Below are 25,205 nucleotides of genomic sequence, written 5' to 3'. Positions count from 1 at the left end.
TTGCGCCCGAATGGTTGGCTTTATGTTGGGTAACGTGTCTAATGGGAGGTGAAGCTATTTAATTCATCTCACTCTCCGAGGAGGCACGCCGGTATGGATCACAAACAGGTCGCGGCGCGAACACTCAAAGCAATCGGCGGCGAAGACAACATTGTGGCGCTCGCGCACTGCGCCACCCGCCTGCGCATGGTGCTGAAAGACAGCAAAAAAGTCGATACGGCCGCACTGGAAAACGATCCGGACCTCAAGGGCATCTTTGAGGCCGGGGGCATGTTCCAGGTCATCGTCGGCCCGGGCGATGTCAACATCGTCTTCGACCAGATCAACGCGATGACCTCGAAGGATATCGCGGTTTCTACTGACAAGCTCAAGGACATCGCCGCCGACTCCGGCAATTGGTTCTCCCGGGCGGTGAAGGTCCTCGCGGATATCTTCGTGCCGCTCATCCCGATTCTGGTTGGCGGCGGTCTGCTCATGGCGCTCAACAATGTGCTGACCGCCAACGGGCTGTTCGGCGAGCAATCCGTCATCGAGATGTTCCCAGCCATGGCGGATGTCGCCGGGCTCATCAACCTCCTGGCTTCCGCGCCGTTCGCCTTCCTGCCCATCCTGGTGGGCTTCACCGCCACCAAGCGCTTCGGCGGCAACGAGTTCCTCGGCGCGGGCATGGCCATGGCCATGGTGATGCCGGACCTGGTGAACGGCTATCAGGTGGCCGCGACCATCGAGGCGGGGGAGATGTCCTATTGGAACATCTTCGGCCTCGATGTTGCTCAGGCGGGCTACCAGGGTTCCATCCTGCCGATCCTGGTCATCGCGTGGATTCTGGCCACGATTGAGAAATTCCTGCACAAGCACCTCAAGGGCACCGTGGACTTCATGCTCACCCCGCTGCTCACGTTGCTGGTGACGGGCTTTATCACCTTCATCGCGGTTGGTCCTATTCTGCGCACGGCGGGCGACATGCTTGGTGCTGGGCTCAACGACCTTTACACCTTCGCCGGCCCGGTGGGCGGCTTCATCTTCGGTTTGTTCTACTCGCCGATCGTCATTACCGGCCTGCACCAGTCCTTCCCGCCGATTGAGACGATGCTGTGGAATGAGGGCGGTTCCTTCATCTTCGCGGTGGCCTCCATGGCCAACATTGCTCAGGGTGGCGTGGCCTTGGCGGTCTACTTCCTGGCCAAGTCGGAGAAGCTCAAGGGCTTGTCGGGCGCCTCGGGTGTTTCCGCGCTCTTCGGCATTACCGAGCCCGCCATCTTCGGTGTGAACCTTCGCCTGCGCTGGCCGTTCTACATCGGCATGGGCGCGTCCGCAGTGGCCTCGACGCTCATCGCGCTTCTCGACGTCAAAGCTACCGCCCTCGGCGCCGCCGGCTTCATCGGCTTCGTCTCCATGCGCCCGGAGGATTACACGCAGTTCTTCATCTGCGCCTTCGTCTCCCTCATCCTCTCCTTCGGCGTGGCCTTTGTATATGGCCGCTACCTCATCTCCAAGAACGGCTCCATCGATCCTGATGAGGTCGGTACCGCCAGCGCCGACGTGGGCGGGGCGGTTCCTGCCGCCACCGCTGATCCGAATGCCTACCGCGTGGCCTCCCCGCTGGCCGGAAAGGCCATCGCTTTGGAATCGGTCTCCGACCCGATGTTTGCCGCCGGCAAGCTGGGCGCGGGCGCGGCCATCGAGCCGAGCGAGGGGCGCCTCGTCTCCCCGATTGATGGCAAGATCACCGTCACCTTCCCCTCCAAGCACGCCTATGCCGTGCGTGGAAAAGATGCCGACGGCAACAACGTTGACATCCTCATGCACATCGGTTTCGACACCGTGAACCTGAAGGGCGAGCACTTTACCTCGCACGTCTCCAAGGGCGATGAGGTCAAGGCCGGTGACCTCCTCTGCGAGTTCGATATCGCCGCCATCAAGGCGGCGGACTACCCGGTGACAACCCCCGTGGTGATATCCAACTCGAAGAAGACGGGCCCAGTCCTCCCAGCCTATGCCACCGGTGCGGAAATCACCTTCGGCGATGCACTGCTCACCGTCGACCCCAAGCCGGAACCCGCTGCTGCAGCCACCGCCGCTTCAGCGGAGAAGGCCTAGAGCTTCCGTCCGCCGATTCCATAAGTGCAGACCTGGAAGTACAGCACGGTCGTCGCCAAGCACTGCGCGTGCGCTTGACGACGTCCACCAGCGCCTCTGCACTTCCGGGTCTGCACATTTGGGTTTGGGAGGATGGGAAGTTCTGTGGGGGCGGGGAAACAGTGGGGTGCGCGATTTGGGGAAACAGTGGGGGACATGCTTGAATGTATGGGTTGCATATGGTCGGTCGGTGCAGCGCGATGCGTTTCCGAATCGCCACACCGAGACCCTTCGACCGCTGTGAACAGCGAGTTCGTCGCACAGCCTATGCCACGCAAGCAAGTAGACCAGGTGTGTCAAGGACGGAAATCTTGACGCACGTTAATCCAGGTCAGGAGACCCATAGTGATTCAGCAAGAATCGCGTCTGCGCGTCGCCGACAACTCCGGTGCACGAGAGCTCCTCGTCATCCGCGTTCTCGGCGGCTCCGTTCGACGTTTCGCTGGCATTGGTGACGTTGTCGTTGCCACTGTCAAGGAAGCCACCCCGGGTGGCAACGTGAAGGAAGGCGATGTCGTCAAGGCCGTCATCGTCCGTGCCAAGAAGGAGACCCGTCGCCCGGACGGCTCCTACATCGCATTCGATGAAAACGCCGCAGTTATTCTCAAGGGCGACAATGAGCCGCGCGGTACCCGCATCTTCGGCCCGGTTGCTCGCGAACTTCGTGATAAGCGCTTCATGAAGATCGTTTCTCTCGCACCGGAGGTGATCTAATCTTATGAAGATTCATAAGGGCGATATGGTGATCGTCATTTCGGGCCCGGACAAGGGCGCGAAGGGCAAGGTCATCGAGGCATACCCGAAGCGCGACAAGGTCCTCGTTGAGGGCGTCAACCGCGTCAAGAAGCACGTTGCTAACTCCGCTACCGAGCGTGGCGCCGAGTCCGGCGGAATCGTTACCCAGGAAGCTCCGATCCACGTGTCCAACGTTGCGATCGTTGACTCCGAGGGCAACCCGACCCGCGTGGGCTACCGTTTCGACGAAAACGGCAAGAAGGTCCGCATCGCACGTAGCAACGGGAAGGACATCTAACATGAGCGAGAACTACACTCCGCGTCTGAAGACCCGCTACCGCGAGGAAATCAAGAAGACTCTGAACGACGAGTTCAAGTACGACAACGTGATGCAGATTCCGGGCGTCACCAAGGTCGTTGTCAATATGGGTGTGGGCGACGCTGCCCGCGACTCCAAGATGATCAACGGCGCTCTCGAGGACCTTACCGCTATCACCGGCCAGAAGCCGCAGGTGCGTCGCGCTAAGAAGTCCATCGCTAACTTCAAGCTCCGTGAGGGCATGCCCATCGGCGCACGCGTTACCCTGCGCGGCGACCGCATGTGGGAGTTCCTGGACCGCCTGCTGACCATCGCGCTGCCGCGTATTCGCGACTTCCGCGGTCTCTCCGACCAGCAGTTCGACGGCCACGGCAACTACACCTTCGGTCTTACCGAGCAGACCATGTTCTACGAGATCGACATCGACAAGGTGGACCGTCCGCGCGGTATGGACATCACCGTCGTGACCACCGCTACCAACGACGAGGAGGGCCGCAAGCTCCTGCGCGAGCTCGGCTTCCCGTTCAAGTAAAGTAGCGCTTGAATCATTCCCCCGGCGCTCCGTGAAGGAGCTCCGGGGGAATTTTTGTGTCTGCGCCACTGGTGAGTTTCGTCACCCTGAGCGCGGGGGAGTACACTACGAGCGTCTGAGAAGTCTGCGTCCCCCAGTGAGGTAAGAAATGTCCCTGAATGATGCTTCGGCAGCCGCGGTCAAGAAAAAGGTTGCGTTGCTCGACGAGTCCTTTGGCCGGTTTGCCGTGCGCTCCACCCTGGCGGGTGTGTACCTCGCCATCGGTACGGCGTTTGCTGCGGTGATGGGGATGGGCGTCGAGAAGCATGTGGAAGGCATGGGCTCGCTGGTGTTTGCCTGCCTGTTCGGCTTGGGCCTGTTTGCCATCGTCCTTCTCGGCGCGGAGCTGGCCACCGGCAACATGATGTACATGGTCTATGGCGCCGTGACTAAGCAGGTGGGCTGGGGCAAGGGCCTGTGGCTGCTGGTGGTCACGACGCTGTTTAACCTGGTTGGTGCTGCCCTCTTTGCTGCAGCCATGGGAATGTCGGCCAAGCTGGGCGGAATCGACCCCAACCATCTCATTGCCAACCTCTCGATGGGCAAGCTGACCAAGGGTCCAGGCGGGCTGCTGGTGGAGGCCATGCTGGCCAACTTCGTGGTCAACATGGCTATCGTCGGCGCGGTCTTTGCTAAGGACGTGGTGTCCAAGTTCTTCGTCATCGTGCCGATCATCGCCTGCTTCGTGGGCCTGGGCCTGGAGCACGTTATCGCCAACTTCTGCCTGATGACCCTGACCTTCTTCTGCGCCAGCCCGCTGCCGGAGGGCTTTACCCTCGGCGCGGTGTTGGCCAACTGGTCCATTGTGTGGGTGGGAAACCTCATCGGCGGCGGCTTCCTTATTGGCGGCGTGTACGCCTGGCTTAACTCTGGCCCGGAGGCGTACCGCGACTAAGTTCGCCCGAGTAGAGGTTGAAGCGGTCGCCGCGGGCAAAGCCCACGAGCGCCATGCCGGTTTCCCGGGCGGTCTCAACCGCCAGCGAGGAGGCAGCGGAGACCGCAACGAGCATGCCGAAGCCGGCCATAGCAGCCTTGTTGACCAGCTCGAAGCTGGCGCGCGAGCTCATCACCAGGATGAGGTTGCTGGCGGGGAGCCTTCCTTCCATCAGTAGGTGCCCGATAACCTTGTCGGCGGCGTTGTGCCTGCCGACGTCCTCGCGTACAACGACGGGTTCTCCCTCGAGCGTGAAGGCGCCCGCGGCGTGGATGCCGCCGGTTTTGCGGAACTGCTTCTGCTCCGCTTTCAAGGCGCCGGGCAGCTTGGCGACGACCCCCGGATCCACCGGCACCTGTGGGATTGGGTATCGCGACTGCTTCATTAGCGCCTCGATAGAGGAGGTGCCGCATACTCCGCACGCAGACGTGGTTGTCGTCAGGCGGAGATCGGCGAGGCTGATCGCGTGGGGATTGGCTAGCTCAACGTCGAGCAGGTTATAGGGGTTGCGCCCGTCCACTGAGGCACCGGCGCAGTAGCGCGCCTCGGCGACATCGCTGGCCTTCTCGATGTGGCCCTCGGAATGAAGAAAACCGTGGGCCAGCTCGACATCGTGGCCGGGCGTGCGCATCGTCGTGGTCAGCGTTTGTCCGCCCACGCGGATCTCCAAAGGCTCTTCGCCGGCGACGGTATCGCCGCGGGTATCGACCTGGATGACCTCTCCGTGCTCATCGAGGCGCACCTTGGTCACGGCGAAGGTGGCGTTGACGCGCCCGCTCATCGGTTGAGGGCCTCCTTGAGCGTGGCGATGTGGGTGCGGGCCTCGTCGACGTCCTTCGAGGCCAAACCGACCAGGTACGCCGTCAGCGGGGCAGCGGGGCGCGATTGGGTATGCGCGACGTCCTTGGTCAGATCGAGGAGTTCTCTAACCAAGGCGGTGGCGTCGGCCGGGGAGACGCCGACAAGCTCGGCAGCCTCCTCAAGCCACTGGTGTGCCGTGCGGATGGGGTCTTGTTCTTCACTCATGACTTCCCATGCTAACGCGTTTTGGAAAACAGCATGTCAGCGGGTAAAGTAAGCCGACGGACTTGCATTTTTCCTCCTCCGCGCCGCAAAAATGGCGCTGGAGGTGCGCAAATGTGCCAAGCCGGAAGAATTGAACACATCTACTTTGTTGTAGGCCCCTCGCCGTAGACAGCGGACCGTTGTCTGTATCAAAGGGTGGCGAGCGCCTCGCGGTATTGACCGCGGGGAGCGTGAGTAGCCCGAAATCACACGGAAAACGCTTTGGTGAGCTTTAAGGGAACCGCAACGAGAAAGGTTACAGGTCACTCATATGACTATGACTGATCCTATTGCCGACATGTTGTCGCGCGTGCGCAATGCATCCAATGCGCACCACGATTCCGTGTCGATGCCGACCTCCAAGCTCAAGGCGAACATCGCCGAGATCTTGAAGCAGGAAGGCTACATCGCTGACTACTCCGTCGAGGGCCGCGAGCTGTCCCTCGAGCTTAAGTACAACAATCGTGAGCGTTCCCTCTCGGGTCTGCGTCGCGTGTCTAAGCCGGGTCTGCGTGTGTACGCAAAGTCCACCGAACTGCCGCAGGTTCTGGGCGGCCTGGGCGTGGCCATCATTTCCACGTCTCAGGGTCTGCTTACCGACCGTCAGGCTCAGGAGAAGGGTGTAGGCGGAGAAGTTCTCGCCTACGTCTGGTAAGGGAGGATTGACACATGTCTCGTATCGGTCTAGCACCTATCGCCGTCCCGAAGGGCGTCGACATCACCATCAATGGCCAGGTTGTCAACGTGAAGGGGTCCAAGGGCTCCCTCGAGGTTGAGCTGCCGGAGCCGATCACCGCAGCCGTCGAGGACGATGAGATCAAGGTCTCCCGTCCGGACGACGACCGCAAGAACCGCGCACTGCACGGTCTGGCCCGCTCCCTGGTCAACAACGCCGTCGTTGGCGTGACCGAGGGCTACACCAAGAAGATGGAAATCTTCGGTGTTGGTTACCGCGTTCAGCAGAAGGGTAAGGACCTGGAGTTCTCTCTGGGCTACTCCCACCCGATCCTCATCAAGGCTCCGGAGGGCATCACCTTCGCTGTGGATGGCGCAACCAAGCTCTCCGTATCTGGTATTGACAAGCAACTGGTTGGACAGGTCGCCGCGTACATCCGCCGCCTGCGTAAGGACGATCCTTACAAGGGCAAGGGTATTCGCTACGACGGCGAGCAGATCCGCCGCAAGGTCGGAAAGACGGGTAAGTAAGCAATGGCTAACACTGAAAACGCAAAGCGCACCCCGGTTGGCAAGGACATTTCCTCGCGTCGTCGTGAAGCACGCGCGCGCCGCCACTTCCGCATCCGTAAGACCCTCCGCGGCACCCCTGAGGCACCGCGTCTGGTCGTTCACCGCTCCTCCCGCCACATGCACGTTCAGGTCATCGACGACCTGGCCGGCCACACCCTGGCTGCTGCTTCCTCCATGGAAGCCGACGTGCGTGCACTCGAGGGCGATAAGAAGGCCAAGGCTGCCAAGGTAGGCCAGCTCATCGCTGAGCGCGCCAAGGCCGCTGGCATCGAGAAGGTCGTCTTCGACCGTGCAGGCTACAAGTACCACGGCCGCGTTGCTGCGCTGGCCGAAGCTGCTCGTGAAGGTGGTCTGCAGTTCTAATGATTAAGGCATACGGAAACATCAACGGAAGGAACGCCTAATGTCGGACCGTGAACAGCGTGACGGCGGACGCTCCGCCGAGAACAACAACGACCGCAAGGGTCGCAACAACGGCCGTCGTAACGACCGCCGCAACCACCAGGACAACGAGCGCGATAAGTACATCGAGCGCGTTGTGACCATCAACCGCGTCTCCAAGACCGTTAAGGGTGGCCGCAACATGTCCTTCACCGCTCTCGTCGTCGTTGGCGACGGCCAGGGCATGGTTGGCGTCGGTTACGGCAAGGCCAAGGAAGTCCCGGCCGCAATCCAGAAGGGTGCAGAAGAGGCTCGCAAAAACTTCTTCCGCGTCCCGATGATTGCCGGCACCATTACCCACCCGGTTGAGGGTCGCGACGCAGCTGGCATCGTCATGATGAAGCCGGCCGCTCCGGGTACCGGTGTCATCGCCGGTGGTGCTGCTCGTCCGGTGCTTGAGTGCGCCGGTGTGCAGGACATTTTGTCGAAGTCCCTGGGCTCCGACAACGCTCTCAACGTCGTCCGCGCTACCGTGGACGGCCTCAAGCAGCTGGTTCGCCCGGAGGAAGTTGCTGCACGTCGCGGCAAGTCCCTCGAGGAGGTCGCACCGGCCCAGATGCTGCGCAAGCGCGCAGGTCAGGAGGCATAAGCAATGGCTCTGAAGATTACTCAGGTAAAGGGCCTTGTGGGCACCAAGCCGAACCACCGCGCCAACATTGAGGCTCTTGGCCTCAAGCGCATCGGACACTCTGTTGTAAAGCAGGACACCCCGATTATTCGCGGCATGGTTCACAAGGTGCGTCACCTGGTCACCGTCGAAGAAGTGGCAGGGGAGTAAACCATGGCTGATATCATCAAGCTCCACGACCTGCGCCCGTCCGCAGGCTCCAATAAGCCCAAGACCCGCGTCGGCCGCGGTGAGGCATCCAAGGGTAAGACCGCTGGTCGCGGTACCAAGGGCACCGGTGCTCGCAAGCAGGTTTCCGCTGCTTTCGAGGGTGGCCAGATGCCGATCCACATGCGTCTGCCGAAGCTCAAGGGCTTCAAGAACCCGAACCACGTTGAGTACCAGGTAGTCAACGTTGCTGACCTCGCAGAGGCTTTCGCTCAGGGTGGCGACGTCACCGTAGCGGACATCGTCGCTGCTGGCCTGGTTCGCAAGAACCAGCCGGTCAAGGTTCTGGGCAACGGCGACATCAACGTTAAGTTGAACGTCACCGCTGACAAGTTCTCCAAGTCTGCTGTTGAGAAGATCGAGGCTGCTGGCGGCACCGCCACCACCAAGTAAGTCTCTACTCAGTAGATTTCTTCCCCCTGTCCACCGCATTCGTGCGGGGCAGGGGGATTTTTCATGCCTATTGTGCGCGCGCAGCTAAGAAGAGTAGTATGACCCTTGGTTAAATCTTAGTAAGCGTTAAGGAGATTGTTATGTCGTCCGTATCTTCCATCGTGGCAACCGCCATCGCCGCACTTCTGCCCCTGGCTGGCGTTACTGGCCCCGTCGATGCACAGGAGATGCTCTCCCAGCCAGAGTCCGCCACCAGCACGGAAAACCTGCCCAGCGGCGAGCTGGCGGTGCAGCGCGAGCTGGCCCTTGCCACCCAGGAGCTCGGGCACGACTTCATGACCATCCGCTTTGAAGGCAACGACACCGCGCACATCGTCTTCCTGGAAACCTACAACCCGGATACCGACCAAGCAGCCGTGGACCGCGTTATGAAGGCCCTAGCCACCAACGGTTTTGATCGCGTCGATGCAGTTGCCTAGGAAGGCAGCGCGTTAGGCGTCGTTGACCGTCTTTTCATAGAGGCCGGGGAAGCGGCTGTCCGGGTCGGTGAGCGCTTTAATGCGCTCCGGCAGGTCACCGCCGTAGAGCTCGGCAAATTCTTCGGGGGAGTAGAAGGCTTCTGAGTACAGCGACTTATGCCCGCCAAGCTCGCTGACTTTAGCTTCGATGACGCGGTTGAAGGCGCCGTTGCCCGGGGCGGAGGGGTCGACGTGATTGCCCTCCACGCCTGACCAGAACCCCACGTTGACCCAGGTTTGGTCCGGGCGCAGCGGATACAGCGGCCACGGGGCGGGGGAGTCAGCCGCGAGAGAGCCAGTGCCGACGAGCTCTTCGACGCCTTCGCGAAGCCGAATCGGGCACAGCCACACCGGTTGGATATCGGAGGCGGTAAAGAACCAGTCCAAGAACTCCGGCAGATTCTCCGGGATGACCTCGATGTCCTGCACCACGCGCTCACCCCGCGGCAGGCCCTTTGGCTTCTTGATGAAGTTGTACTCCAGCTCGTATTTCCGGTCCAGGCGCACGAGCTTCCAGTAGAAAGAGCTGCGCCGCAGCTGCCGTGGCCAGACCTTTCGGACGCGCGGGTTCTGCGCGCCGAAGGCTCGCGAGCACCAGAACCAGTCAGTATCCCAGCGCCAGATGTAATCGCGTACCGCGAGGCGGTCGCGGCGAATACCCCGGGCGTGCTGGAGGCTGCGGTAGAAAATCTTCTCCCGCGTGTAGTCGGAGGTCGGCCCCTCCTCCTCCGTAAAACGGGCCATAACCAGGTAGGATTCCTCCGGGGAGAAGACCACGCCATCGAGGCCGTGGACATCGACGCCGTCATAGGAGTGGGAGCGGGAGACGTCGTCAAGCGTGCGTGCCAAGGACTCAAAGTCGTGGAAGCGCACCTCCCGCAGCTCCACGTAAGGCTTCACCGCGCGCAGCTCAATCTTGAGGCGCACCGCATAGCCCAAGGAGCCATAGGAGTTGGGGAAGAGACGGAAGAGATCGACATTCTCCTCGCGCGAGCACGTGAGAATCTCCCCAGAGCCGGTGAGGATGTCCATCTCCAGCACGGATTCGTGCGGCAATCCATCGCGGAAGCTCGTGGATTCCACGCCCATGCCCGTCACCGCACCGCCGAGCGTAATGGTCTTGAGCTGCGGCACCACGAAGGGCATAAGACCGTGCGGCAAGGTGGCGTCCACAAGGTCTTCGTAGGTGCACATGCCCTGAACCTCGGCAGTCTGCGCAATCGGATCGACCTCAATGACCCCACTCAGACCGGACACGTCGAGCCCCACCTGCTCGCCGCTGCGCCCGCGGAAAAGATTCGAGGTTTTCTTCGCTAGACGTACGCGCTTGTCCTTGGGCACCGCGCGGAAGCTACGCAGGAGCTTATCGACGCCTTGCCTGTGTGCCTTCCAGCCCACCGGCGGGATCTCCACGGCATCGACGCTGCGGTGATTGCGAATGAGATCAGTCAACATAGAATTCCTTTAAATCTTTAGAAGCGCGAATCTTCCCACCAGCGGCGCTCGGGCACGCCGGAACGAGAACCTGCCTCACCCAGCTTGACGCCCAAGAAGTGGTACAGGTTGATGATGTTGTGCTCGAAGCCCCACTCGGAGCCGGCCATATAGATGGCCCACAGGCGCGCGGTGGGCAGGCCCACCAGAGAGCAGGCCTCCTCCCACGTCTCCTTGAGGTTCTCGCACCAATCGTGCAGAGTGCGCATGTAGTCGAAGCGCAGGGATTCCGTGTGGACAACTTCGAAGCCGGCATCCTGCATGCACTTCGTGATGGTGCCGGAGCCGGAGAGCTCACCGTCGGGGAAGATATAGCGGTCAATGAAGCCGCCCTTCGGAGTCTTGTGATTATCCGGGTAGGTAATGCAGTGGTTGAGCATCAATCCACCCGGCTTGAGCTTGCCGTTGAGGAAACGGAAGAAGTCCGGGTAGTTCTTGACGCCGATGTGCTCGAGTAGCCCGATGGCGGAGATAGCGTCGAAGCCTTCCTCGGTGACGTCGCGATAGTCCATGAAGCGGATTTCCGCGAGGTCCTCGAGACCCTCCTCCTTGATCTTGGCCTGGCCCCACTCAGCCTGTTCCTTGGAAAGGGTCACGCCGAGGGACTTCACGCCGCGCTTGGCGGCGTAGCGCACCATGCCGCCCCAGCCGCAGCCGACGTCGAGGTGGCGGTCGCCCTTCTTGAGGCGCAACTTGTCAAAGATGAGGCGATACTTGTTTTCCTGGGCCTCATCGAGCGTGGCGTCAGGGGAGGGATAGTAAGCGCAGGTATACGTCATCGAGTCACCGAGGAAGAGCTCGTAGAAGTCATTGCCTACGTCGTAGTGATCGGAGATGACTTCTGCGTCGCGCTCCTTGGAGTGCTTGGACAATCCTTCGTGCAGCTTGCGGCGCAGCCACGAGGCGCGTTCTACTTCCGGGACCGGCTGGATCTGGAAAGCTCCCATCGAGGCCAGGGAGCGCGCCACCCTGGCCAAGGTCTTCGCGTCCGGGCGGGTGAACTTGTCATACATGGCGTGCAGCGCATCGAAGATGCCGTAGGGGTGCGCCGGGTGCTCGCCCTCGACAGTGATGCCGTCGGTGACATAAGCGCGGGCAAACCCTACATCCCCTGGGTGAGTAGCGATATAGGCCAAGCCCTGGAGGTTGTTGATCTTGACGGTAAACTGCGCATCGGCTGGGCCGGTGGCGGAACCATCGAAAGCCTCCCAGCGGAAGGGGTTGGGGCTGGGGACGAATGCATCGATAATCTCGGCCACGGTCATTGGAGAGAATCGCTTACTCATAAAACTACATACTTCTTTCGGTTCATTGGCTGGCAGAAAAAGAACGGCCATACTCCGAGACGCCCCGGGCGTCGCGGGGGAGGTCGAAAAGACGTAGAAATCTTGTAAGGACATTGCCTTCAGACAACACAGGCAATGGTAGGCCTAATCCGGGGATAGCGCTAAGGGAGAAACTAAAAAGGGGACCTCCGGGCGGCCATGTGCGGGGTTAATGTGGCGAAAGTGGCCAAGGCTGGTAGGGTAATGGGGTCAAAAGTGTTCAACCGTTCCTATGAGATGCCTTAAGAGGGCTCTTAGCTTTTGGGAACAGATGAGATCCACCCCCGTGCGCGGCGAATTCGAACCGCACAACAAGCGCGGTAGGCCAGGAGGATTAAGTAGTGTCCGCCATTTTGCAGGCTTTTAAAGATGCCGACCTGCGTAAGAAGATCATCTTCACGCTCGTGTTGATTATCCTCTACCGCGTTGGCGCGCAGATCCCGTCGCCGGGCGTTGATTACGCCACCATCGCCGGCCGCCTTCGTGACCTCACGGAGGAATCCGGCAACCTCTACTCGGTGATCAACCTGTTCTCCGGTGGCGCGCTGCTGCAGCTGTCGATCTTCGCCATCGGCATCATGCCGTACATTACGGCGTCGATTATCGTGCAGCTGCTCACCGTGGTGATTCCTCACTTCGAGCAGTTGAAGAAGGAGGGGCAGTCCGGTCAGGCCAAGATGACGCAGTACACGCGCTACCTCACCCTGGCGCTGGCGCTTCTGCAGTCTTCGGGCATTGTGGCCCTGGCGGACCGCGAGCAACTCTTGGGGCAAGGCGTACGCGTCCTGGCGGAGGACCGTAACTTCTTCACCCTCGTCGTGCTCGTTATCACCATGACCTCCGGCGCCATCCTCGTGATGTGGATGGGTGAGCTGATTACGGAGAAGGGCATTGGTAACGGTATGTCGCTGATGATTTTCGCCGGTATCGCTACCCGCCTTCCCACCGATGGCGTCAGCATCATGCAGAACAACGGTGGCCTCGTCTTCGCCATGGTGGTCGCCGGCCTCATCGTCCTCGTCGTGGGCATCACCTTCATCGAGCAGGGGCAGCGCCGCATTCCGGTGCAGTACGCAAAGCGTATGGTTGGCCGTCGCCAGTACGGTGGTTCGTCGACCTACCTGCCGCTCAAGGTCAACCAGGCCGGCGTTATCCCGGTTATCTTCGCTTCCTCGCTGATCTACATGCCGGTGCTTATCACCCAGATCGTCAACTCCGGCTCCCCGGGCGTGTCCGATAACTGGTGGCAGCGCAACGTGATTGCGCACCTGCAGGCACCGAGCTCCTGGCAGTACATCGTCCTTTACTTCGTCCTCACCATCTTCTTCTCCTACTTCTATGTCTCGGTTCAGTATGACCCTGCTGAACAGGCGGAGAACATGAAGAAGTATGGTGGATTTATCCCGGGTATCCGCCCGGGTCGGCCGACCGCCGAATACCTGGGATTCGTCATGAACCGCCTTCTGTTCGTCGGTTCGATCTACCTGGCGCTCATCGCTGTTCTGCCGAATATCCTTCTGGACCTCGGCGTGGGCCGCGCAGGTGCCAGCGGCACTTCCGCCTTCGGCGGTACCGCCATCCTCATTATGGTCTCGGTGGCCCTGACCACGGTCAAGCAAATCGAGTCCCAGCTCCTACAATCCAACTACGAAGGACTGCTTAAGTAATGCGTTACGTACTCCTTGGCCCTCCCGGTGCCGGCAAGGGCACCCAAGCCGCCCTCCTCAGCGAAAAGCTCGGCGTTCCGCACATCTCCACCGGTGACCTCTTCCGCGCCAACATTGGTGAGGGCACCCCGCTCGGCGTCGAGGCTAAGTCCTACATCGACGCCGGCAAGCTGGTGCCGACTGATGTCACCGCCCGCATGGTGGAGGACCGCCTCAACCAGGATGACGCCAAGGATGGCTTCCTTCTCGACGGCTTCCCCCGCACCGTGGAGCAGGCCGATATTCTTGAGAAGCTCCTCTCCGACAAGGGCCTGAAGCTCGACGGCGTGCTGAACTTTGAGGTATCCGAGGACGTCGTGGTCGAGCGCATGCTCGCCCGCGGCCGCGCGGACGACACCGAGGAGACCATCCGCACACGCCTAGGCGTCTACCGCGAGGAGACCTTCCCGCTCATCGAGCACTATGGCGATACCATCATCTCCATCAAGGCTGAAGGAACCGTTGAGGAAATCAACGAGCGTACCCTGAAGGCAATGGGCAAGTAGCCCGTCTTTTTGTCATGGCTTTTCGTCGACGCACTAAAACGATTCCGGCCCGCACTCCCGGCGAGCTTGATGCCATGCAGGCGGCTGGCGAAATCGTCGGCCGCGCCCTGCAGGCGGTGCGTGCCGCCGCTGCAGTTGGCGTGAGCACGCTCGAGCTCGACCACGTAGCCGAGCAGACCATTCGAGATGCCGGTGCCGTGCCCACCTTCAAGGGTTACGGCGGTTTTCCGGGGTCCATCTGTGCGTCAGTCAACGACGTCATTGTCCATGGCATACCCAGCAAGGAGATTGTCCTCGCTGAAGGGGACCTTGTCTCCATCGACTGTGGCGCTACGCTCGACGGCTGGGTGGGGGATAGCGCGTGGACGTTTGGCGTCGGCAAGCTCAGCTCTGAGGCGCAGGCGCTGTCTGATGCCACCGAATGGGTCCTCCACGAAGGGCTTAAGGCCATGGTCCCCGGCAACCGGCTTACCGACGTCTCCGCCGCCCTCGAGCAGGCCACCTACCGCGCCGAGGATAAGTTTGGCGTTGACCTGTTTATTGTTGACGGCTACGGCGGCCACGGTATCGGCCACGAAATGCACGAAGACCCCTACCTGGCCAATGAAGGCAAGGCAGGGCGCGGTCCTATCATCCAGGAAGGCTCCGTCCTGGCCATTGAACCTATGCTGGCGCTGGGCACTGAGGACAACGCCGTGCTTGACGACGACTGGACCGTTGTCACCCTCGACGGATCGCTGGCTGCCCACTGGGAACACACCGTGGCGGCAACGGAGAATGGTCCTCGAATTCTGACACAGCGTTACTAAAACGCAACATTCAGGTAGGAAAACCGTGGAGGAAGGTTTATACTTCTCCACATGTCTAAGATTCGCTCCTTTGTTGGCGCTCGTTCCCTACGCCGTGCCACCGCAATTGGCCTGGTAGCCGCCACTCTCTCGGTTGCCCCCGCCGCAAACGCACAGACGGTCCCTTCGATTGATTCCCTGTCCTCCGACGTCCAATCTCAGATTGATGAGTTCGCCGGCCAGACCCGTGAGAACGCGTGGAACAGCCGCAACCAGATGCTGGAGACGCTGCACAACGTTAACCCGCAGGCTGCTGATGCCCTGCGCCCCGTCATCGACGGTGCCATTGAACTGGTCTTCCCGGGCCTCATTGAGCAGAAGAACGCCGAGATTCGTGCGGCTCGCGAAGCAGCTGAGCGTGCCCATGCTGAGCAGGTTGCACGCGAAAAGGCAGCTGCTGAAGAGGCTGCCCGCAAGGCTGAGGCTGAGCGTCAGGCTCAGCGCTTCGACGTTGGGCCGTGCCCGGCTGACGCCCGCATCTGCGTGGATCGCGCCGGTCGCCGCTCGTGGCTGCAGGACGGCAACGGCAACGTGACCTACGTTGCTCAGGGTATGTCTACCGGTAAGCCAGGTGAGGAGACCCCGGCCGGTACGTTCTATATCAACCGCAAGATCAAGGACGAGATCTCCTGGGAGTTCGGAAACGCGCCGATGCCCTACGCCATGTACTTCACCAACAATGGCCACGCCTTCCACGAGGGCTCCCCGGCTTATGAGTCCAATGGCTGCGTACGCCTGACCCACCAGGACGCCGTCCGCTACTGGAACGATGTGCCGATGGGTTCCAAGGTCTTCATCTACTAGAACCGCAGCGGCAAGATAGCCGACTGTCTCGCATACCTCCCGCGCCTTCGGACGATGGGAGGTTTTATATTTGGAAAACACGTATCCGCAGCGTATGCTTTAGAGCTGGTGTCTGTACGCAGCCAAAGTGGTTGTGGAGGACACCAGGCAGTAGACACCAAACATGCAGGTGGGGGCGTCGCCAAGCGCGGCGCGAAGAACTCCACCAGAAAAGTAGAGGTTATGGCTAAGGAAGGCGCAATCGAGGTTGAGGGTCGCATCGTCGAACCCCTGCCCAACGCAATGTTCCGCGTCGAGCTCGACAACGGGCATAAGGTACTTGCCCACATTTCGGGCAAGATGCGTCAGCACTACATCCGCATCCTCCCGGAGGATCGCGTTGTCGTGGAGCTGTCTCCTTATGACCTAACCCGCGGACGCATCGTCTACCGCTACAAGTAAAGACAGTAAGCCTCCTCACCCACGGGACGCACTTGATGCGTCCCTTTCTACCTCAGGCTGCGATGGCCTGAGCCCACGCTGCTAAGCATGCCCACAGTTCCCCGGCACGGCCCGGGGCGAAGCGTATGCGTGGCGGGGGACGGATGTGGAGAAAACCATCGTAACAACCCGAAAGGACTAGCCATATGGCACGTCTAGCTGGTGTTGACCTCCCGCGCAACAAGCGCATGGAGGTTGCTCTCACCTACATCTACGGCATCGGGCCTGCCCGTGCCAAGGAGCTGCTGGAAAAGACCGGCATTTCTCCTGACCTGCGCACCGACAACCTCGACGACGATCAGCTGTCGGCGCTGCGTGACGTTATCGAAGCTACCTGGAAGGTCGAGGGTGACCTCCGCCGCCAGGTTCAGGCTGACATCCGTCGCAAGATTGAAATCGGTTGCTACCAGGGCATCCGCCACCGTCGTGGACTGCCTGTTCGTGGTCAGCGCACCAAGACCAACGCTCGTACGCGCAAGGGTCCGAAGAAGACGATCGCAGGAAAGAAGAAGTAACACATGCCACCTAAGACTCGTTCCGGCGCGCGCCGTGGTGGTCGTCGCGTCGTAAAGAAGAACGTGGCCGCTGGCCACGCATACATCAAGTCCACCTTCAACAACACCATCGTGTCCATCACGGACCCGCACGGTGCTGTCATCTCCTGGGCATCCTCCGGCCACGTTGGCTTCAAGGGTTCCCGTAAGTCCACCCCGTTCGCAGCGCAGATGGCTGCTGAGAACGCGGCCCGCAAGGCCATGGACCACGGTATGAAGAAGGTTGACGTTTTCGTCAAGGGTCCGGGCTCCGGCCGCGAGACCGCCATCCGTTCCCTGCAGGCTGCAGGCCTCGAGGTTTCCTCGATCACGGATGCCACCCCACAGCCGCACAACGGCTGCCGTCCGACCAAGCGCCGCAAGGTTTAAGGGAAAGGAAGAGGTAAGAAAATGGCTCGTTATACTGGCCCCGCTACCCGCGTATCCCGCCGTCTGCGCGTCGACCTGGTCGGCGGCGACATGGCATTTGAGCGCCGCCCGTACCCACCGGGACAGGCTGGCCGCAACCGCATCAAGGAATCTGAGTACCTGCTGCAGCTCCAGGAGAAGCAGAAGGCAAAGTACACCTACGGCGTGCTGGAGCGTCAGTTCCGCCGCTACTACGCCGAGGCTAACCGTCTCCCGGGCAAGACCGGTGACAACCTCGTCGTTCTGCTCGAGTCCCGTCTCGACAACGTGATCTACCGCGCTGGTCTGGCCAACACCCGCCGCCAGGCTCGCCAGCTTGTCTCCCACGGTCACTTCACCGTGAACGGCAAGAAGATCAACGTTCCGTCCTTCCGCGTTACGCAGTACGACATCATCGATGTTCGTGAGCGTTCCCAGAAGATGGAATGGTTCGAAGAGGCTCAGGACCGCCTGGTAGACGCCAACGTTCCGGCGTGGCTGCAGGTCGTTCCGGACACCCTGCGCATCCTCGTGCACCAGCTGCCCGAGCGCGCTCAGATCGACGTTCCGCTGCAGGAGCAGCTCATCGTTGAGCTTTACTCGAAGTAATCCTTCGACATTTTCATCTTTACCCCTTCTACCGGCGTCATATAGCGGGCGCCGACAAGGAGAAACTCCATGCTTATTTCCCAGCGTCCTCAGCTCACCGAGGAATTCATTGACTCGTCTCGCTCCAAGTTCGTCATCGAACCGCTCGAGCCGGGCTTTGGTTACACCCTCGGTAACTCGCTTCGTCGCACGCTGCTCTCGTCCATCCCGGGCGCGGCAGTAACCTCCATCAAGATTGATGGTGTGCTCCACGAGTTCACCACCATCAACGGCGTGAAGGAAGACGTTTCCGAAATCATCCTGAACATCAAGGGTCTGGTTCTGTCCTCCGACTCTGACGAGCCGGTGGTTATGTACCTGAGCAAGGAAGGCCCGGGTGAGGTAACTGCAGGCGATATCCAGCCGCCGGCTGGCGTGGAGATCCACAACTCGGATCTGCACATCGCATCGCTGAATGATTCCGCCAAGCTGGAGATGGAACTCGTCGTCGAGCGCGGCCGTGGCTACGTCCCGGCTGCCTCCACTTCCGGGGAAATCGGCCGCATTCCGGTCGACCAGATCTACTCCCCGGTACTGAAGGTCTCCTACAAGGTCGAAGCTACTCGTGTTGAGCAGCGCACCGACTTTGACAAGCTGATCATCGACGTCGAGACCAAGAACTCGATTTCCGCACGCGACGCCCTGGCTTCCGCCGGTGGCACCCTGGTCGAGCTCTTCGGCCTGGCCCGCGAGTTGAACACCGCTGCTGAGGGCATTGAGATTGGCCCGTCCCCGCAGGAGACGGAGTACATCGCCGCCTACAGCATGCCGATCGAGGATCTGAACTTCTCCGTCCGCTCCTACAACTGCCTGAAGCGCCAGGAAATCCACACCGTTGGTGAGCTCGCAGAGTGCACCGAATCGGACCTGCTGGATATCCGCAACTTCGGTCAGAAGTCGATCAATGAGGTAAAGATCAAGCTGGCTAACCTGGGCCTGGCTCTCAAGGACACCCCTGAGGACTTCGACCCGACCCAGCTCGAAGGCTACGACGCAGAAACCGGCGACTTCAAGGACCCGGCTTCCGACAATTCCGAGTAAAGAATTCCACTGAATCGTGACGGCGCGACTTGTGCGCCCCGTCGCGCGCTCACTTAATCCGCACACGAGGAGTACACAATGCCTACCCCCAAGAAGGGTCCGCGTCTCGGCGGCTCCGCCAGCCAGCAGAAGCACCTGCTGAGCAACCTGGCAGCGAGCCTGTTCGAGCACGGCGCAATCAAGACCACCGACGCTAAGGCGAAGCTGCTTCGTCCTTACGCCGAGAAGATCATCACCAAGGCGAAGGCCGGCACCGTTGCTGACCGTCGCGCAGTTCTCAAGCTCATCCCGCACAAGGATGTCGTTGCCTACCTCTTCGACGAGCTGGCACCGAAGTTCGAGAACCGTGAGGGTGGCTACACCCGCATCATCAAGCTGGACAACCGCTCCGGCGACAACGCCCCGATGTCCCAGATCTCCCTCGTTCTTGAGGAGACCGTGACCTCCGAGGCTAACCGCGCTACCCGCGCTGCTGCTTCCAAGCAGGCCGAGGAAGCTAAGGCTGAAGAGGCTGAGGCTGAATCCGCTGAGGAAGCAAAGGCAGAGGCAACCGAGGCAGAGGTCGAGGAGACCGCTGCTGAGGAGTCCGAGGAGAAGTAAACTTCTCTCGCCTTAACTAGGCCGCAGTACCACCTTAGGTGGGGCTGCGGCCTTTTGTTATGCTTTCTGGGCTATATAACCCCGACCAGAACGTATACTCTATGACCCCGCTGTTTACTGTGCTGTACGTAATCGGCATCGTCTCCGAGGCGATGACCGCTGCGCTGTCCGCTGGCCGGCAAAAGATGGATCTGTTTGGCGTCATCATGTTGGGCGCAGTCACCGCATTGGGCGGCGGCACGATCCGCGACATGGTGCTGGGCGCCTACCCGTTGACGTGGGTGGCGGAACCGCGGTTCCTCTTGGCCGTGGTGGCCGCCGCCGTCGCCACGGTTTACATGTCCTTCCTCATGCACTATTTCCGGCATGTATTCTTGGCTCTCGACGCCCTGGGCCTTGCGGTATTCAGCGTCCTTGGCGCTCAGAAGGCCTTGGAACATGGCCATGGGTTGGTTATCGCTGCCGTGGCTGCGGTGCTGACCGGTGTCTTTGGCGGTATTTTGCGTGACTTGTTGTCCGACCGTATCCCGCTGGTCTTGTCCGCGGAGCTGTACGCCTCCATTTCTGTTCTTGCAGCCTTTTCTTATGCGGGCTTGATGGAGCTGGGGCTCAGCGCCGAGGTCGCTGGCGTCGTGACGGTATGCCTGGCGCTGGCGCTGCGCGTGGCCGCGATTTACTTCGGATGGTCGCTGCCGGTGTTTGAATACCGGGGAGCCGAACAACCCATGGACCCGCGCCTGCGCTTGTCTGCCCGCATTGTTCGGGATGGCGCCCGCAAGGCCAAGCGCAAAGCTGGCCAGGCCAAGAAAAATCTAAAGCGCCCCAAGTGGGCTGGCTATGCCGCTTTGAGCAAGCTGGGCGTGAGCAAGAGCGCGAAGCGCCAGCACGCGGCCCAGGATTGGGAACTCAATCGCGAGTGGAATGCCAACGACTAGGTAGAATCAGCATCCATGACTAACGTTCGCCTTCGCCTAGACCTGGCCTACGACGGCACCGACTTCCACGGGTGGGCTCGCCAGAAGGGGGATTTGCGTACAGTCCAAGGAGTTCTCGAGGACAATCTCTCAATGATCCTGCGCCACGACGTAGAGCTCACCGTGGCTGGGCGCACCGATGCCGGAGTGCATGCCAGCGGTCAGGTGGCGCACTTAGATACCACATGGGCGGCGCTGGGACAGCGCAGCATTGACGGCGATCCCACCAAGCTGGTGAAACGCTTGGCCAAGTTGCTGCCTGCCGACGTCCGCGTCCACGCCTGCACCGAAGTTCCCGCAGATTTCGACGCGCGCTTTTCTGCCTTACGCCGCCGCTACGTCTACCGCATCACCACCCATCCGCGCGGTGCACTTCCGACTCGCGCACGCGATACCGCGACGTGGTTCAAGCCAGTGGACCTGGAGCTAATGCAGGCCGCGGCCGATCAGCTGGTGGGGCTCAATGACTTCGTGGCTTTCTGCAAGGCGAAGCCGCACGCCACGACCATTCGCGAGCTCCTTGCCTTTGAGTGGAAGGACGTGTCGACGCCCGCGGAGCCGCAGCTCTACGAGGCGCACGTAACCGCGGATGCCTTTTGCTGGTCCATGGTGCGCTCGTTGGTGGGCTGCTGTTTGCGGGTGGGGGAGGGCTCGCGCGGAGTTGACTTCGCCGCCCATATGCTGCGGGAAGAAAGCCGGTCCTCCGAGATCCCGCTTGCCGACGCCCAAGGTTTGAGCCTGGTGGGCGTGGATTACCCCGATGCGGACCAGTTGGCCGCGCGGGCGGAGATGACCCGTGGTCGTCGCGCTGCGGAGGACACCGAGTTGGGTTAATCTAGAACCCACTGCGCCGTGGGAGGGTGGCGCTCAGATTCGGGGGAGGATTCTCATGGCACGCGCGTTGCCAACGACCAAGGCCCAGGTGTCGGGCCACAAGTTCCTTTTGCGCCGCCTCGAGCACGGACTCGTGTTCGGGGACATCCGCATGATTCATGATCCATTGAAAAGGCGCCAGCGCGCTTTGCTTGGCGGGGTAGCCGCAGTAGCCTTCTTGAGTCTTGGCTCGGGGCTCATCGCGTGGATGCAGCCGGACCCGCAACCCGGAGATGCGCCCGTCGTGCGTTCTTCCGAAGGGCAGCTCCTAGCGCTGGTCAACGGCACTTATCATCCCGTGGCCAACCTGGCTTCGGCCAGACTCATCGCCAACGAGCCGGTCGAACCGCATGTGGCAGGGGACAGCTTTTTGGAACAGATGAGCCTGGGCACCCCGCTGGGGATTGCAGACGCCCCTAACCTTCTTGCAAGCGCAACTGGGCAGGAACCAGGATGGTCAGCCTGCTTGGAAGAATCAACACAGGGCGCGAACTGGCAATCCAGCAGCCGCGTTGGCACCGTGACCGTGGTGGCGCACCGCGCTGTTCCCGTATTCGATGAAGAGCACGCCGCCGTAGTGGAATCCGATGGCACGCAGTGGCTGCTCACCGGCCAGGGGCGCGTCGTGCTGCCCGAGGCTACGAGCACACAAGGCCGGGTTCTGCGGCGCGCGCTGGGGATGACCGCGGAGACCGCCGTGTGGGCCATGCCCGCGGAGCTGCTCAACACATTTGCCGAACTGGAGCCGCTGAGCTTTCCGGCCGCCCCGCCGGAGATTCTGGATACTGGTGAGCAGCTCTGGGCGCGCACGGAACAGGGTGTTTTCTCCATCACTCCCACACAGGCGGAGATGCTGGTCGGCCTAGGCGCACAGCGTTTGCCTGCGCAGGCGCAGGAGGTGGCCGCGCTGGGCGACGTCCCACCGTCCTTCAACCTCCCCACCACCCGCGTGGACTTCCTGTCTCCTGAGCAAGGCTGGTTGTGCGCAACTCACGAACAAGGCGCCGGAACCATGCGGCCGGTGGCGGCCACGGTGGACTTGCCGGGGGACTCGGCCGCGCAGCGTTTCGCCGGCCTCCAGGCTGGCGTGGGCGTGGACAGCGGGCACGGCTACCACGTGGTCTCCGCCACCGGCAGGCGCCACGAGCTGGCTAGCGCGGCAGAGCTTAAAGCACTGGGGGTGGGGGAACCGGAGCGGGTGCCGTGGGAGATCCTGCGGCTGCTGCCGGAAGGCTCTGCTTTGAGCCGCGCGGAGGCCTTAGGGTCTGAGCACTGAGGGTGGCTACGAGGGCGAGGAAGGCCACGGCGCCGAGGAGAAGGCGAACAATTGGCCAGCCCTTGGCGGGTGGCGCCGCCTGCGGCCTCACCGCGACGGCACGCTCCTCACGGGATTCGCTCGCGGGCCGATAGGTCACTGCTGTGAGAGGATCAACCACCCCATGCCCGGGCTCTGCTGAGTCAATGATGCGCTGGCGCAGCTGTGCTGGGGAGTCCCCAGGGTAGCGCTGCGCCAACAAGGCGATCGTGCCACTGACCAGGGGAGCTGCAAAGGACGTTCCCTGAAAGACGGTGTCCTCCTTTCCCGTGGCCCATCCGCCGCCGGGCTCCAGCGCGAGGAGAACGCTGCCTTCCGCGCTGAGCGGTGCCGTGATGGAATACTCCGCGAGGTCGTGCGGCGTGGCCAGAGCACCAACCGCGAGGACGGTTTCGGCTTCCGCGGGAAAGACCACGTCATCCTTTTCACAGCCGCCGGCCGTCGCGTTTCCCGACGCCGCCACAACCACCGCCCCAGCCCCTTCCGCGCGCTGCAGCGCCGCGTCCAAGGCGGAACGATCGACCCGCGTGGCGGCTTCCGGCGGAACGCACGACACCACGGAGACGTTGATGACCTGAACCCCCGCGCTGACGGCGTCTTCGATGGCGGCAGCCAGGCTGGCCAGCGTGCCGGCCCCGGCGCGGTCCGCCTCATCGTTGTCCGGCGCTGGGGTCCGGTAGTGCGAGCTGGTTTGCCGGATGGAATAGATTTCCGCATCCGGGGCCACGCCGAGTTCCTTGCCAGCGATGACGCCGGCCACCACCGTCCCGTGCAGGTCGCAGTCCCGCAGCGGGTCGGGCTCCTCCGGGGTCACGAAGTCTGCTCCAGGCGTCACCCGCAGCTGTGGGTGGGCGGCCACCCCGGTATCGATGACCGCGACTTTCACCCCAGCACCCGTGGCAAAAGAATGCAGCCGCGCCCGGTACTCCGAGTACTGCGCGGAAGGCTGTGGCCCTGCCGTGGCGAGCGTGGCCTTCGCGCAGGCAGTATCCGGTTCGCGGGCGACGGCTACCGGCGCACACAGAGCACTGGTACCCCAAGCCAGGAAAACACCAAGCGCAGCGCCGACAGCGCCTATTCGGGTCAGCCTTTTCATGATCCCAACCCCCGAATGAGCTCGAAGAGCCCCGCCACGTGCGCGGCCAGCGGCAGGCACGCGGCCAGGGCGAGAGCCTCGGCGCGCTCGAACCACACGATAGTGGTCGGCTCAATCTGCCGTAGCTTGCCTGCCCACACCGGCACGGACAGCATGGCCGCGATGACCAGACCCGCAACGATGCTAAGAACCCACGTTCCCGTCGTTGGGGCGGAAAGCAGCTGCCACTCGCGTAGAGGTACGGCCACCGCGGCACACGCAGCAGCAAGGCCATAGATTCCCAGCGCCCACGCAGCGACGGGCCGGGCGTGGCGTGCCGCATGCACGATGACACCGCCCGCGACACTCAGGCACAGGGCTTGGGAAACAATGACGGTTGCGCCCTCGTGAGCGTTGAGCGCGACGAGGAGAAGGGAAGGAACGCCCGCCAGCGCGCAGCCCACTGCGATTCCCTCGTAGGCCTGCCCGGCGCGCCGGGCTTTGAGCGAGTTATCCGTAGGGTCCTCATCGGAGATGCTCAGGTCTTGTCCGGCGGTGGGAAGTTGTGGCACCCGGAGGCCAGCGAGCCGCGTGGTGAACAGGGGAGCGCCTGCGAGTAGGGCCACGGTGGCGGCAAGCAGCGGGGCGGGGCCAAGCAGGCCGATGAGCACGAGCAGGCACCACGTCGCGGCACTTGCCCGAGCACGTATTCCGCCGATGCGCACCAGATGGGAGAGCACCGCCACGGTACCCACGGCCGCCGCCGCAGCCACGAGTGGCGCGGCCGGAATCGCGGTTCCGGATGGGCCAGCAAAGAAGGGCACCCCAGTGGCCAGCGCCCCCGCCAGCCCGGCAGCCACGTGGGAGGCCGCGAGCAGGGAGCCGCGCCGGGTCCACGCCGCGAGCACGAGGCCGATTATCGCAGCGGCGGTGCAGCCAACCGCGGGAGACAGCGCGGCGGCGAGCAACGCGCCGACGGCGATGAGCCCCGCTGCGCCCCAGAACCCGGCCAGGCCGGAAAACTGCGCTGCAGAGACATCGGCAGCGAGCGCCTCCGCGGCATCGCGCACAATCGGCGCCGGCGATGGCTCATCGGGGCTGAGCACGAGGACGGAACCGTCTTCCACGCTGGTGCGATCCAGCGGCGTGGTCATCGATATGGTCTTGCCCGCCGCGGTAGTAGCGCGCCACAGGATGGGGGCCGGTGGGACGTCGACAAGCACGAGCAGTTCCCCCAGCACCTCCCCGAGGCTGGAAGAAAGCGGCAAGGATATGTCCGCCTCTTTGCGGGTATGACCTGCGTGGATACGGACGGTGACGTGGACAGAATGCGCGAGTGCGCGAGTCATGGAATGTACCTCCCCCGAGAAAAATTTC

31 protein-coding genes are annotated in these 25,205 nt (G+C 61.9%); 25 read left to right on the top strand and 6 right to left on the bottom strand.

Translation table 11 applies throughout. The features are described 5' to 3' along the window. Positions 1–93: 93 nt before the first annotated feature. From M5J06_RS10240 to M5J06_RS10220, 5 genes are all read left to right on the top strand, one after another. A complete protein-coding gene (locus M5J06_RS10240; RefSeq protein WP_250224594.1) occupies positions 94–2,100 on the top strand; it encodes a sucrose-specific PTS transporter subunit IIBC in 2,007 nt (668 codons plus the stop codon). A gap of 384 nt (positions 2,101–2,484) precedes the next feature. Continuing rightward, the gene (gene rplN / locus M5J06_RS10235) at positions 2,485–2,853 is read left to right on the top strand and encodes a 50S ribosomal protein L14 (protein ID WP_070521731.1); all 369 of its coding nucleotides are present in this window, start codon (positions 2,485–2,487) and stop codon (positions 2,851–2,853) included. A 4-nt stretch (positions 2,854–2,857) separates the two neighbouring features. Continuing rightward, positions 2,858–3,172, top strand: coding sequence for a 50S ribosomal protein L24 (gene rplX / locus M5J06_RS10230; RefSeq protein ID WP_005527724.1), 315 nt, complete (start codon positions 2,858–2,860; stop codon positions 3,170–3,172). Between the two features lies 1 nt (position 3,173). Further along, positions 3,174–3,725 (top strand): 50S ribosomal protein L5, encoded by a 552-nt coding sequence (rplE, locus tag M5J06_RS10225; protein ID WP_070521728.1) that lies wholly within the window; start codon positions 3,174–3,176, stop codon positions 3,723–3,725. 148 nt (positions 3,726–3,873) lie between these two features. Next, the gene (locus tag M5J06_RS10220) at positions 3,874–4,659 is read left to right on the top strand and encodes a formate/nitrite transporter family protein (protein WP_070530801.1); all 786 of its coding nucleotides are present in this window, start codon (positions 3,874–3,876) and stop codon (positions 4,657–4,659) included. Here M5J06_RS10220 and fdhD read toward each other — a convergent pair. Together fdhD and M5J06_RS10210 are read right to left on the bottom strand one after the other, a co-directional pair. After that, on the bottom strand, positions 4,628–5,479 hold the full coding sequence (fdhD, locus tag M5J06_RS10215) for a formate dehydrogenase accessory sulfurtransferase FdhD (protein ID WP_250224593.1): 852 nt from the start codon (positions 5,477–5,479) through the stop codon (positions 4,628–4,630). The genes M5J06_RS10220 and fdhD overlap by 32 nt on opposite strands. Next, positions 5,476–5,724 carry a DUF6457 domain-containing protein gene (locus M5J06_RS10210; RefSeq protein ID WP_070563549.1) on the bottom strand — a complete coding sequence of 83 codons (249 nt, stop codon included), beginning with the start codon at positions 5,722–5,724 and terminating at the stop codon, positions 5,476–5,478. Before M5J06_RS10210 ends, fdhD begins: the two co-directional genes overlap by 4 nt. Positions 5,725–6,034: 310 nt before the next feature. Between M5J06_RS10210 and rpsH the strand changes: the two genes are divergently transcribed. The 7 genes from rpsH to M5J06_RS10175 all read left to right on the top strand — a co-directional run bounded on the left by rpsH (position 6,035) and on the right by M5J06_RS10175 (position 9,159). Beyond that, positions 6,035–6,418, top strand: a complete 384-nt coding sequence (rpsH, locus tag M5J06_RS10205) for a 30S ribosomal protein S8 (protein ID WP_070521703.1) — start codon at positions 6,035–6,037, stop codon at positions 6,416–6,418. Between the two features lie 14 nt (positions 6,419–6,432). Continuing rightward, entirely contained in the window at positions 6,433–6,969 is a 537-nt protein-coding gene (rplF, locus tag M5J06_RS10200) for a 50S ribosomal protein L6 (protein ID WP_070521700.1), read from the top strand. Positions 6,970–6,972: 3 nt separating this feature from the next. Further along, positions 6,973–7,374 carry a 50S ribosomal protein L18 gene (rplR, locus tag M5J06_RS10195; RefSeq protein ID WP_070521697.1) on the top strand — a complete coding sequence of 134 codons (402 nt, stop codon included), beginning with the start codon at positions 6,973–6,975 and terminating at the stop codon, positions 7,372–7,374. Positions 7,375–7,414: 40 nt separating this feature from the next. Beyond that, entirely contained in the window at positions 7,415–8,041 is a 627-nt protein-coding gene (rpsE, locus tag M5J06_RS10190; RefSeq protein WP_070521694.1) for a 30S ribosomal protein S5, read from the top strand. 3 nt (positions 8,042–8,044) lie between these two features. Continuing rightward, the gene (gene rpmD, locus M5J06_RS10185) at positions 8,045–8,230 is read left to right on the top strand and encodes a 50S ribosomal protein L30 (RefSeq protein ID WP_039673747.1); all 186 of its coding nucleotides are present in this window, start codon (positions 8,045–8,047) and stop codon (positions 8,228–8,230) included. Positions 8,231–8,233: 3 nt separating this feature from the next. Continuing rightward, entirely contained in the window at positions 8,234–8,680 is a 447-nt protein-coding gene (gene rplO, locus M5J06_RS10180) for a 50S ribosomal protein L15 (protein WP_070521691.1), read from the top strand. A gap of 140 nt (positions 8,681–8,820) precedes the next feature. Then, entirely contained in the window at positions 8,821–9,159 is a 339-nt protein-coding gene (locus M5J06_RS10175) for a hypothetical protein (protein ID WP_070563546.1), read from the top strand. A gap of 12 nt (positions 9,160–9,171) precedes the next feature. On the opposite strand, the gene M5J06_RS10170 is transcribed toward M5J06_RS10175, so the two are convergent. Next, positions 9,172–10,653: an FAD-binding oxidoreductase gene (locus M5J06_RS10170; RefSeq protein WP_250224592.1), complete on the bottom strand. Its 1,482-nt coding sequence runs from the start codon at positions 10,651–10,653 to the stop codon at positions 9,172–9,174. A 17-nt stretch (positions 10,654–10,670) separates the two neighbouring features. Next, entirely contained in the window at positions 10,671–11,978 is a 1,308-nt protein-coding gene (locus M5J06_RS10165; protein ID WP_250224591.1) for a class I SAM-dependent methyltransferase, read from the bottom strand. 380 nt (positions 11,979–12,358) lie between these two features. Here M5J06_RS10165 and secY point away from each other — a divergent pair, with 380 nt between their 5' ends. From secY to eccB, 13 genes are all read left to right on the top strand, one after another. Continuing rightward, entirely contained in the window at positions 12,359–13,684 is a 1,326-nt protein-coding gene (gene secY / locus M5J06_RS10160) for a preprotein translocase subunit SecY (RefSeq protein ID WP_070521679.1), read from the top strand. Next, on the top strand, positions 13,684–14,229 hold the full coding sequence (locus tag M5J06_RS10155; RefSeq protein ID WP_250224590.1) for an adenylate kinase: 546 nt from the start codon (positions 13,684–13,686) through the stop codon (positions 14,227–14,229). The genes secY and M5J06_RS10155 overlap by 1 nt, the downstream gene beginning before the upstream one ends. 14 nt (positions 14,230–14,243) lie before the next feature. Further along, entirely contained in the window at positions 14,244–15,038 is a 795-nt protein-coding gene (gene map, locus M5J06_RS10150; protein WP_070530789.1) for a type I methionyl aminopeptidase, read from the top strand. A 51-nt stretch (positions 15,039–15,089) separates the two neighbouring features. Then, a complete protein-coding gene (locus M5J06_RS10145) occupies positions 15,090–15,881 on the top strand; it encodes a L,D-transpeptidase (protein WP_250224589.1) in 792 nt (263 codons plus the stop codon). A 222-nt stretch (positions 15,882–16,103) separates the two neighbouring features. Then, positions 16,104–16,322: a translation initiation factor IF-1 gene (infA, locus tag M5J06_RS10140; RefSeq protein WP_003854422.1), complete on the top strand. Its 219-nt coding sequence runs from the start codon at positions 16,104–16,106 to the stop codon at positions 16,320–16,322. A gap of 185 nt (positions 16,323–16,507) precedes the next feature. Further along, entirely contained in the window at positions 16,508–16,876 is a 369-nt protein-coding gene (rpsM, locus tag M5J06_RS10135; protein ID WP_010189542.1) for a 30S ribosomal protein S13, read from the top strand. Positions 16,877–16,879: 3 nt separating this feature from the next. Continuing rightward, the gene (gene rpsK, locus M5J06_RS10130) at positions 16,880–17,284 is read left to right on the top strand and encodes a 30S ribosomal protein S11 (RefSeq protein ID WP_010189540.1); all 405 of its coding nucleotides are present in this window, start codon (positions 16,880–16,882) and stop codon (positions 17,282–17,284) included. A 21-nt stretch (positions 17,285–17,305) separates the two neighbouring features. Then, positions 17,306–17,911 (top strand): 30S ribosomal protein S4, encoded by a 606-nt coding sequence (rpsD, locus tag M5J06_RS10125; RefSeq protein ID WP_010189536.1) that lies wholly within the window; start codon positions 17,306–17,308, stop codon positions 17,909–17,911. Positions 17,912–17,980: 69 nt separating this feature from the next. Beyond that, complete coding sequence (locus M5J06_RS10120) at positions 17,981–18,991, top strand: DNA-directed RNA polymerase subunit alpha (protein ID WP_250224588.1); 1,011 nt, start codon at positions 17,981–17,983, stop codon at positions 18,989–18,991. 78 nt (positions 18,992–19,069) lie between these two features. Next, positions 19,070–19,591, top strand: a complete 522-nt coding sequence (gene rplQ / locus M5J06_RS10115; protein WP_070521664.1) for a 50S ribosomal protein L17 — start codon at positions 19,070–19,072, stop codon at positions 19,589–19,591. Positions 19,592–19,692: 101 nt separating this feature from the next. Further along, entirely contained in the window at positions 19,693–20,526 is an 834-nt protein-coding gene (locus M5J06_RS10110) for a trimeric intracellular cation channel family protein (RefSeq protein ID WP_250224587.1), read from the top strand. Positions 20,527–20,541: 15 nt separating this feature from the next. Continuing rightward, the gene (gene truA / locus M5J06_RS10105) at positions 20,542–21,399 is read left to right on the top strand and encodes a tRNA pseudouridine(38-40) synthase TruA (protein WP_250224586.1); all 858 of its coding nucleotides are present in this window, start codon (positions 20,542–20,544) and stop codon (positions 21,397–21,399) included. Between the two features lie 55 nt (positions 21,400–21,454). Continuing rightward, complete coding sequence (eccB, locus tag M5J06_RS10100) at positions 21,455–22,714, top strand: type VII secretion protein EccB (RefSeq protein WP_250224585.1); 1,260 nt, start codon at positions 21,455–21,457, stop codon at positions 22,712–22,714. On the opposite strand, the gene M5J06_RS10095 is transcribed toward eccB, so the two are convergent. Together M5J06_RS10095 and eccD are read right to left on the bottom strand one after the other, a co-directional pair. Then, positions 22,605–23,849: a S8 family serine peptidase gene (locus M5J06_RS10095; RefSeq protein ID WP_250224584.1), complete on the bottom strand. Its 1,245-nt coding sequence runs from the start codon at positions 23,847–23,849 to the stop codon at positions 22,605–22,607. The genes eccB and M5J06_RS10095 overlap by 110 nt on opposite strands. After that, entirely contained in the window at positions 23,846–25,177 is a 1,332-nt protein-coding gene (gene eccD, locus M5J06_RS10090) for a type VII secretion integral membrane protein EccD (RefSeq protein ID WP_070521649.1), read from the bottom strand. The genes M5J06_RS10095 and eccD overlap by 4 nt, the downstream gene beginning before the upstream one ends. Between the last annotated feature and the right edge of the window lie 28 nt (positions 25,178–25,205).

The organism is Corynebacterium intestinale (assembly GCF_023574125.1).
Lineage (GTDB): Bacteria > Actinomycetota > Actinomycetes > Mycobacteriales > Mycobacteriaceae > Corynebacterium > Corynebacterium hesseae.
This window is presented reverse-complemented; position numbering and strand designations above follow the sequence as displayed.

What these genes read in the sequence shown, in the direction of transcription:
- infA (WP_003854422.1), top strand. Translation starts at nt 16,104, where the DNA reads ATGGCTAAGGAAGGCGCAATCGAGGTTGAGGGTCGCATCGTCGAACCC.
- map (WP_070530789.1), top strand. Translation starts at nt 14,244, where the DNA reads ATGGCTTTTCGTCGACGCACTAAAACGATTCCGGCCCGCACTCCCGGC.
- M5J06_RS10095 (WP_250224584.1), bottom strand. Translation starts at nt 23,849, where the DNA reads ATGAAAAGGCTGACCCGAATAGGCGCTGTCGGCGCTGCGCTTGGTGTT.
- rpsE (WP_070521694.1), top strand. Translation starts at nt 7,415, where the DNA reads ATGTCGGACCGTGAACAGCGTGACGGCGGACGCTCCGCCGAGAACAAC.
- M5J06_RS10155 (WP_250224590.1), top strand. Translation starts at nt 13,684, where the DNA reads ATGCGTTACGTACTCCTTGGCCCTCCCGGTGCCGGCAAGGGCACCCAA.
- rpmD (WP_039673747.1), top strand. Translation starts at nt 8,045, where the DNA reads ATGGCTCTGAAGATTACTCAGGTAAAGGGCCTTGTGGGCACCAAGCCG.
- M5J06_RS10110 (WP_250224587.1), top strand. Translation starts at nt 19,693, where the DNA reads ATGACCCCGCTGTTTACTGTGCTGTACGTAATCGGCATCGTCTCCGAG.
- rpsM (WP_010189542.1), top strand. Translation starts at nt 16,508, where the DNA reads ATGGCACGTCTAGCTGGTGTTGACCTCCCGCGCAACAAGCGCATGGAG.
- rplR (WP_070521697.1), top strand. Translation starts at nt 6,973, where the DNA reads ATGGCTAACACTGAAAACGCAAAGCGCACCCCGGTTGGCAAGGACATT.
- M5J06_RS10170 (WP_250224592.1), bottom strand. Translation starts at nt 10,653, where the DNA reads ATGTTGACTGATCTCATTCGCAATCACCGCAGCGTCGATGCCGTGGAG.
- rplQ (WP_070521664.1), top strand. Translation starts at nt 19,070, where the DNA reads ATGCCTACCCCCAAGAAGGGTCCGCGTCTCGGCGGCTCCGCCAGCCAG.
- M5J06_RS10145 (WP_250224589.1), top strand. Translation starts at nt 15,090, where the DNA reads ATGTCTAAGATTCGCTCCTTTGTTGGCGCTCGTTCCCTACGCCGTGCC.
- rpsH (WP_070521703.1), top strand. Translation starts at nt 6,035, where the DNA reads ATGACTATGACTGATCCTATTGCCGACATGTTGTCGCGCGTGCGCAAT.
- rplE (WP_070521728.1), top strand. Translation starts at nt 3,174, where the DNA reads ATGAGCGAGAACTACACTCCGCGTCTGAAGACCCGCTACCGCGAGGAA.
- rpsD (WP_010189536.1), top strand. Translation starts at nt 17,306, where the DNA reads ATGGCTCGTTATACTGGCCCCGCTACCCGCGTATCCCGCCGTCTGCGC.
- truA (WP_250224586.1), top strand. Translation starts at nt 20,542, where the DNA reads ATGACTAACGTTCGCCTTCGCCTAGACCTGGCCTACGACGGCACCGAC.
- M5J06_RS10120 (WP_250224588.1), top strand. Translation starts at nt 17,981, where the DNA reads ATGCTTATTTCCCAGCGTCCTCAGCTCACCGAGGAATTCATTGACTCG.
- rplO (WP_070521691.1), top strand. Translation starts at nt 8,234, where the DNA reads ATGGCTGATATCATCAAGCTCCACGACCTGCGCCCGTCCGCAGGCTCC.
- eccB (WP_250224585.1), top strand. Translation starts at nt 21,455, where the DNA reads ATGGCACGCGCGTTGCCAACGACCAAGGCCCAGGTGTCGGGCCACAAG.
- M5J06_RS10220 (WP_070530801.1), top strand. Translation starts at nt 3,874, where the DNA reads ATGTCCCTGAATGATGCTTCGGCAGCCGCGGTCAAGAAAAAGGTTGCG.
- rplX (WP_005527724.1), top strand. Translation starts at nt 2,858, where the DNA reads ATGAAGATTCATAAGGGCGATATGGTGATCGTCATTTCGGGCCCGGAC.
- M5J06_RS10240 (WP_250224594.1), top strand. Translation starts at nt 94, where the DNA reads ATGGATCACAAACAGGTCGCGGCGCGAACACTCAAAGCAATCGGCGGC.
- M5J06_RS10210 (WP_070563549.1), bottom strand. Translation starts at nt 5,724, where the DNA reads ATGAGTGAAGAACAAGACCCCATCCGCACGGCACACCAGTGGCTTGAG.
- rpsK (WP_010189540.1), top strand. Translation starts at nt 16,880, where the DNA reads ATGCCACCTAAGACTCGTTCCGGCGCGCGCCGTGGTGGTCGTCGCGTC.
- M5J06_RS10175 (WP_070563546.1), top strand. Translation starts at nt 8,821, where the DNA reads ATGTCGTCCGTATCTTCCATCGTGGCAACCGCCATCGCCGCACTTCTG.
- fdhD (WP_250224593.1), bottom strand. Translation starts at nt 5,479, where the DNA reads ATGAGCGGGCGCGTCAACGCCACCTTCGCCGTGACCAAGGTGCGCCTC.
- eccD (WP_070521649.1), bottom strand. Translation starts at nt 25,177, where the DNA reads ATGACTCGCGCACTCGCGCATTCTGTCCACGTCACCGTCCGTATCCAC.
- M5J06_RS10165 (WP_250224591.1), bottom strand. Translation starts at nt 11,978, where the DNA reads ATGAGTAAGCGATTCTCTCCAATGACCGTGGCCGAGATTATCGATGCA.
- rplF (WP_070521700.1), top strand. Translation starts at nt 6,433, where the DNA reads ATGTCTCGTATCGGTCTAGCACCTATCGCCGTCCCGAAGGGCGTCGAC.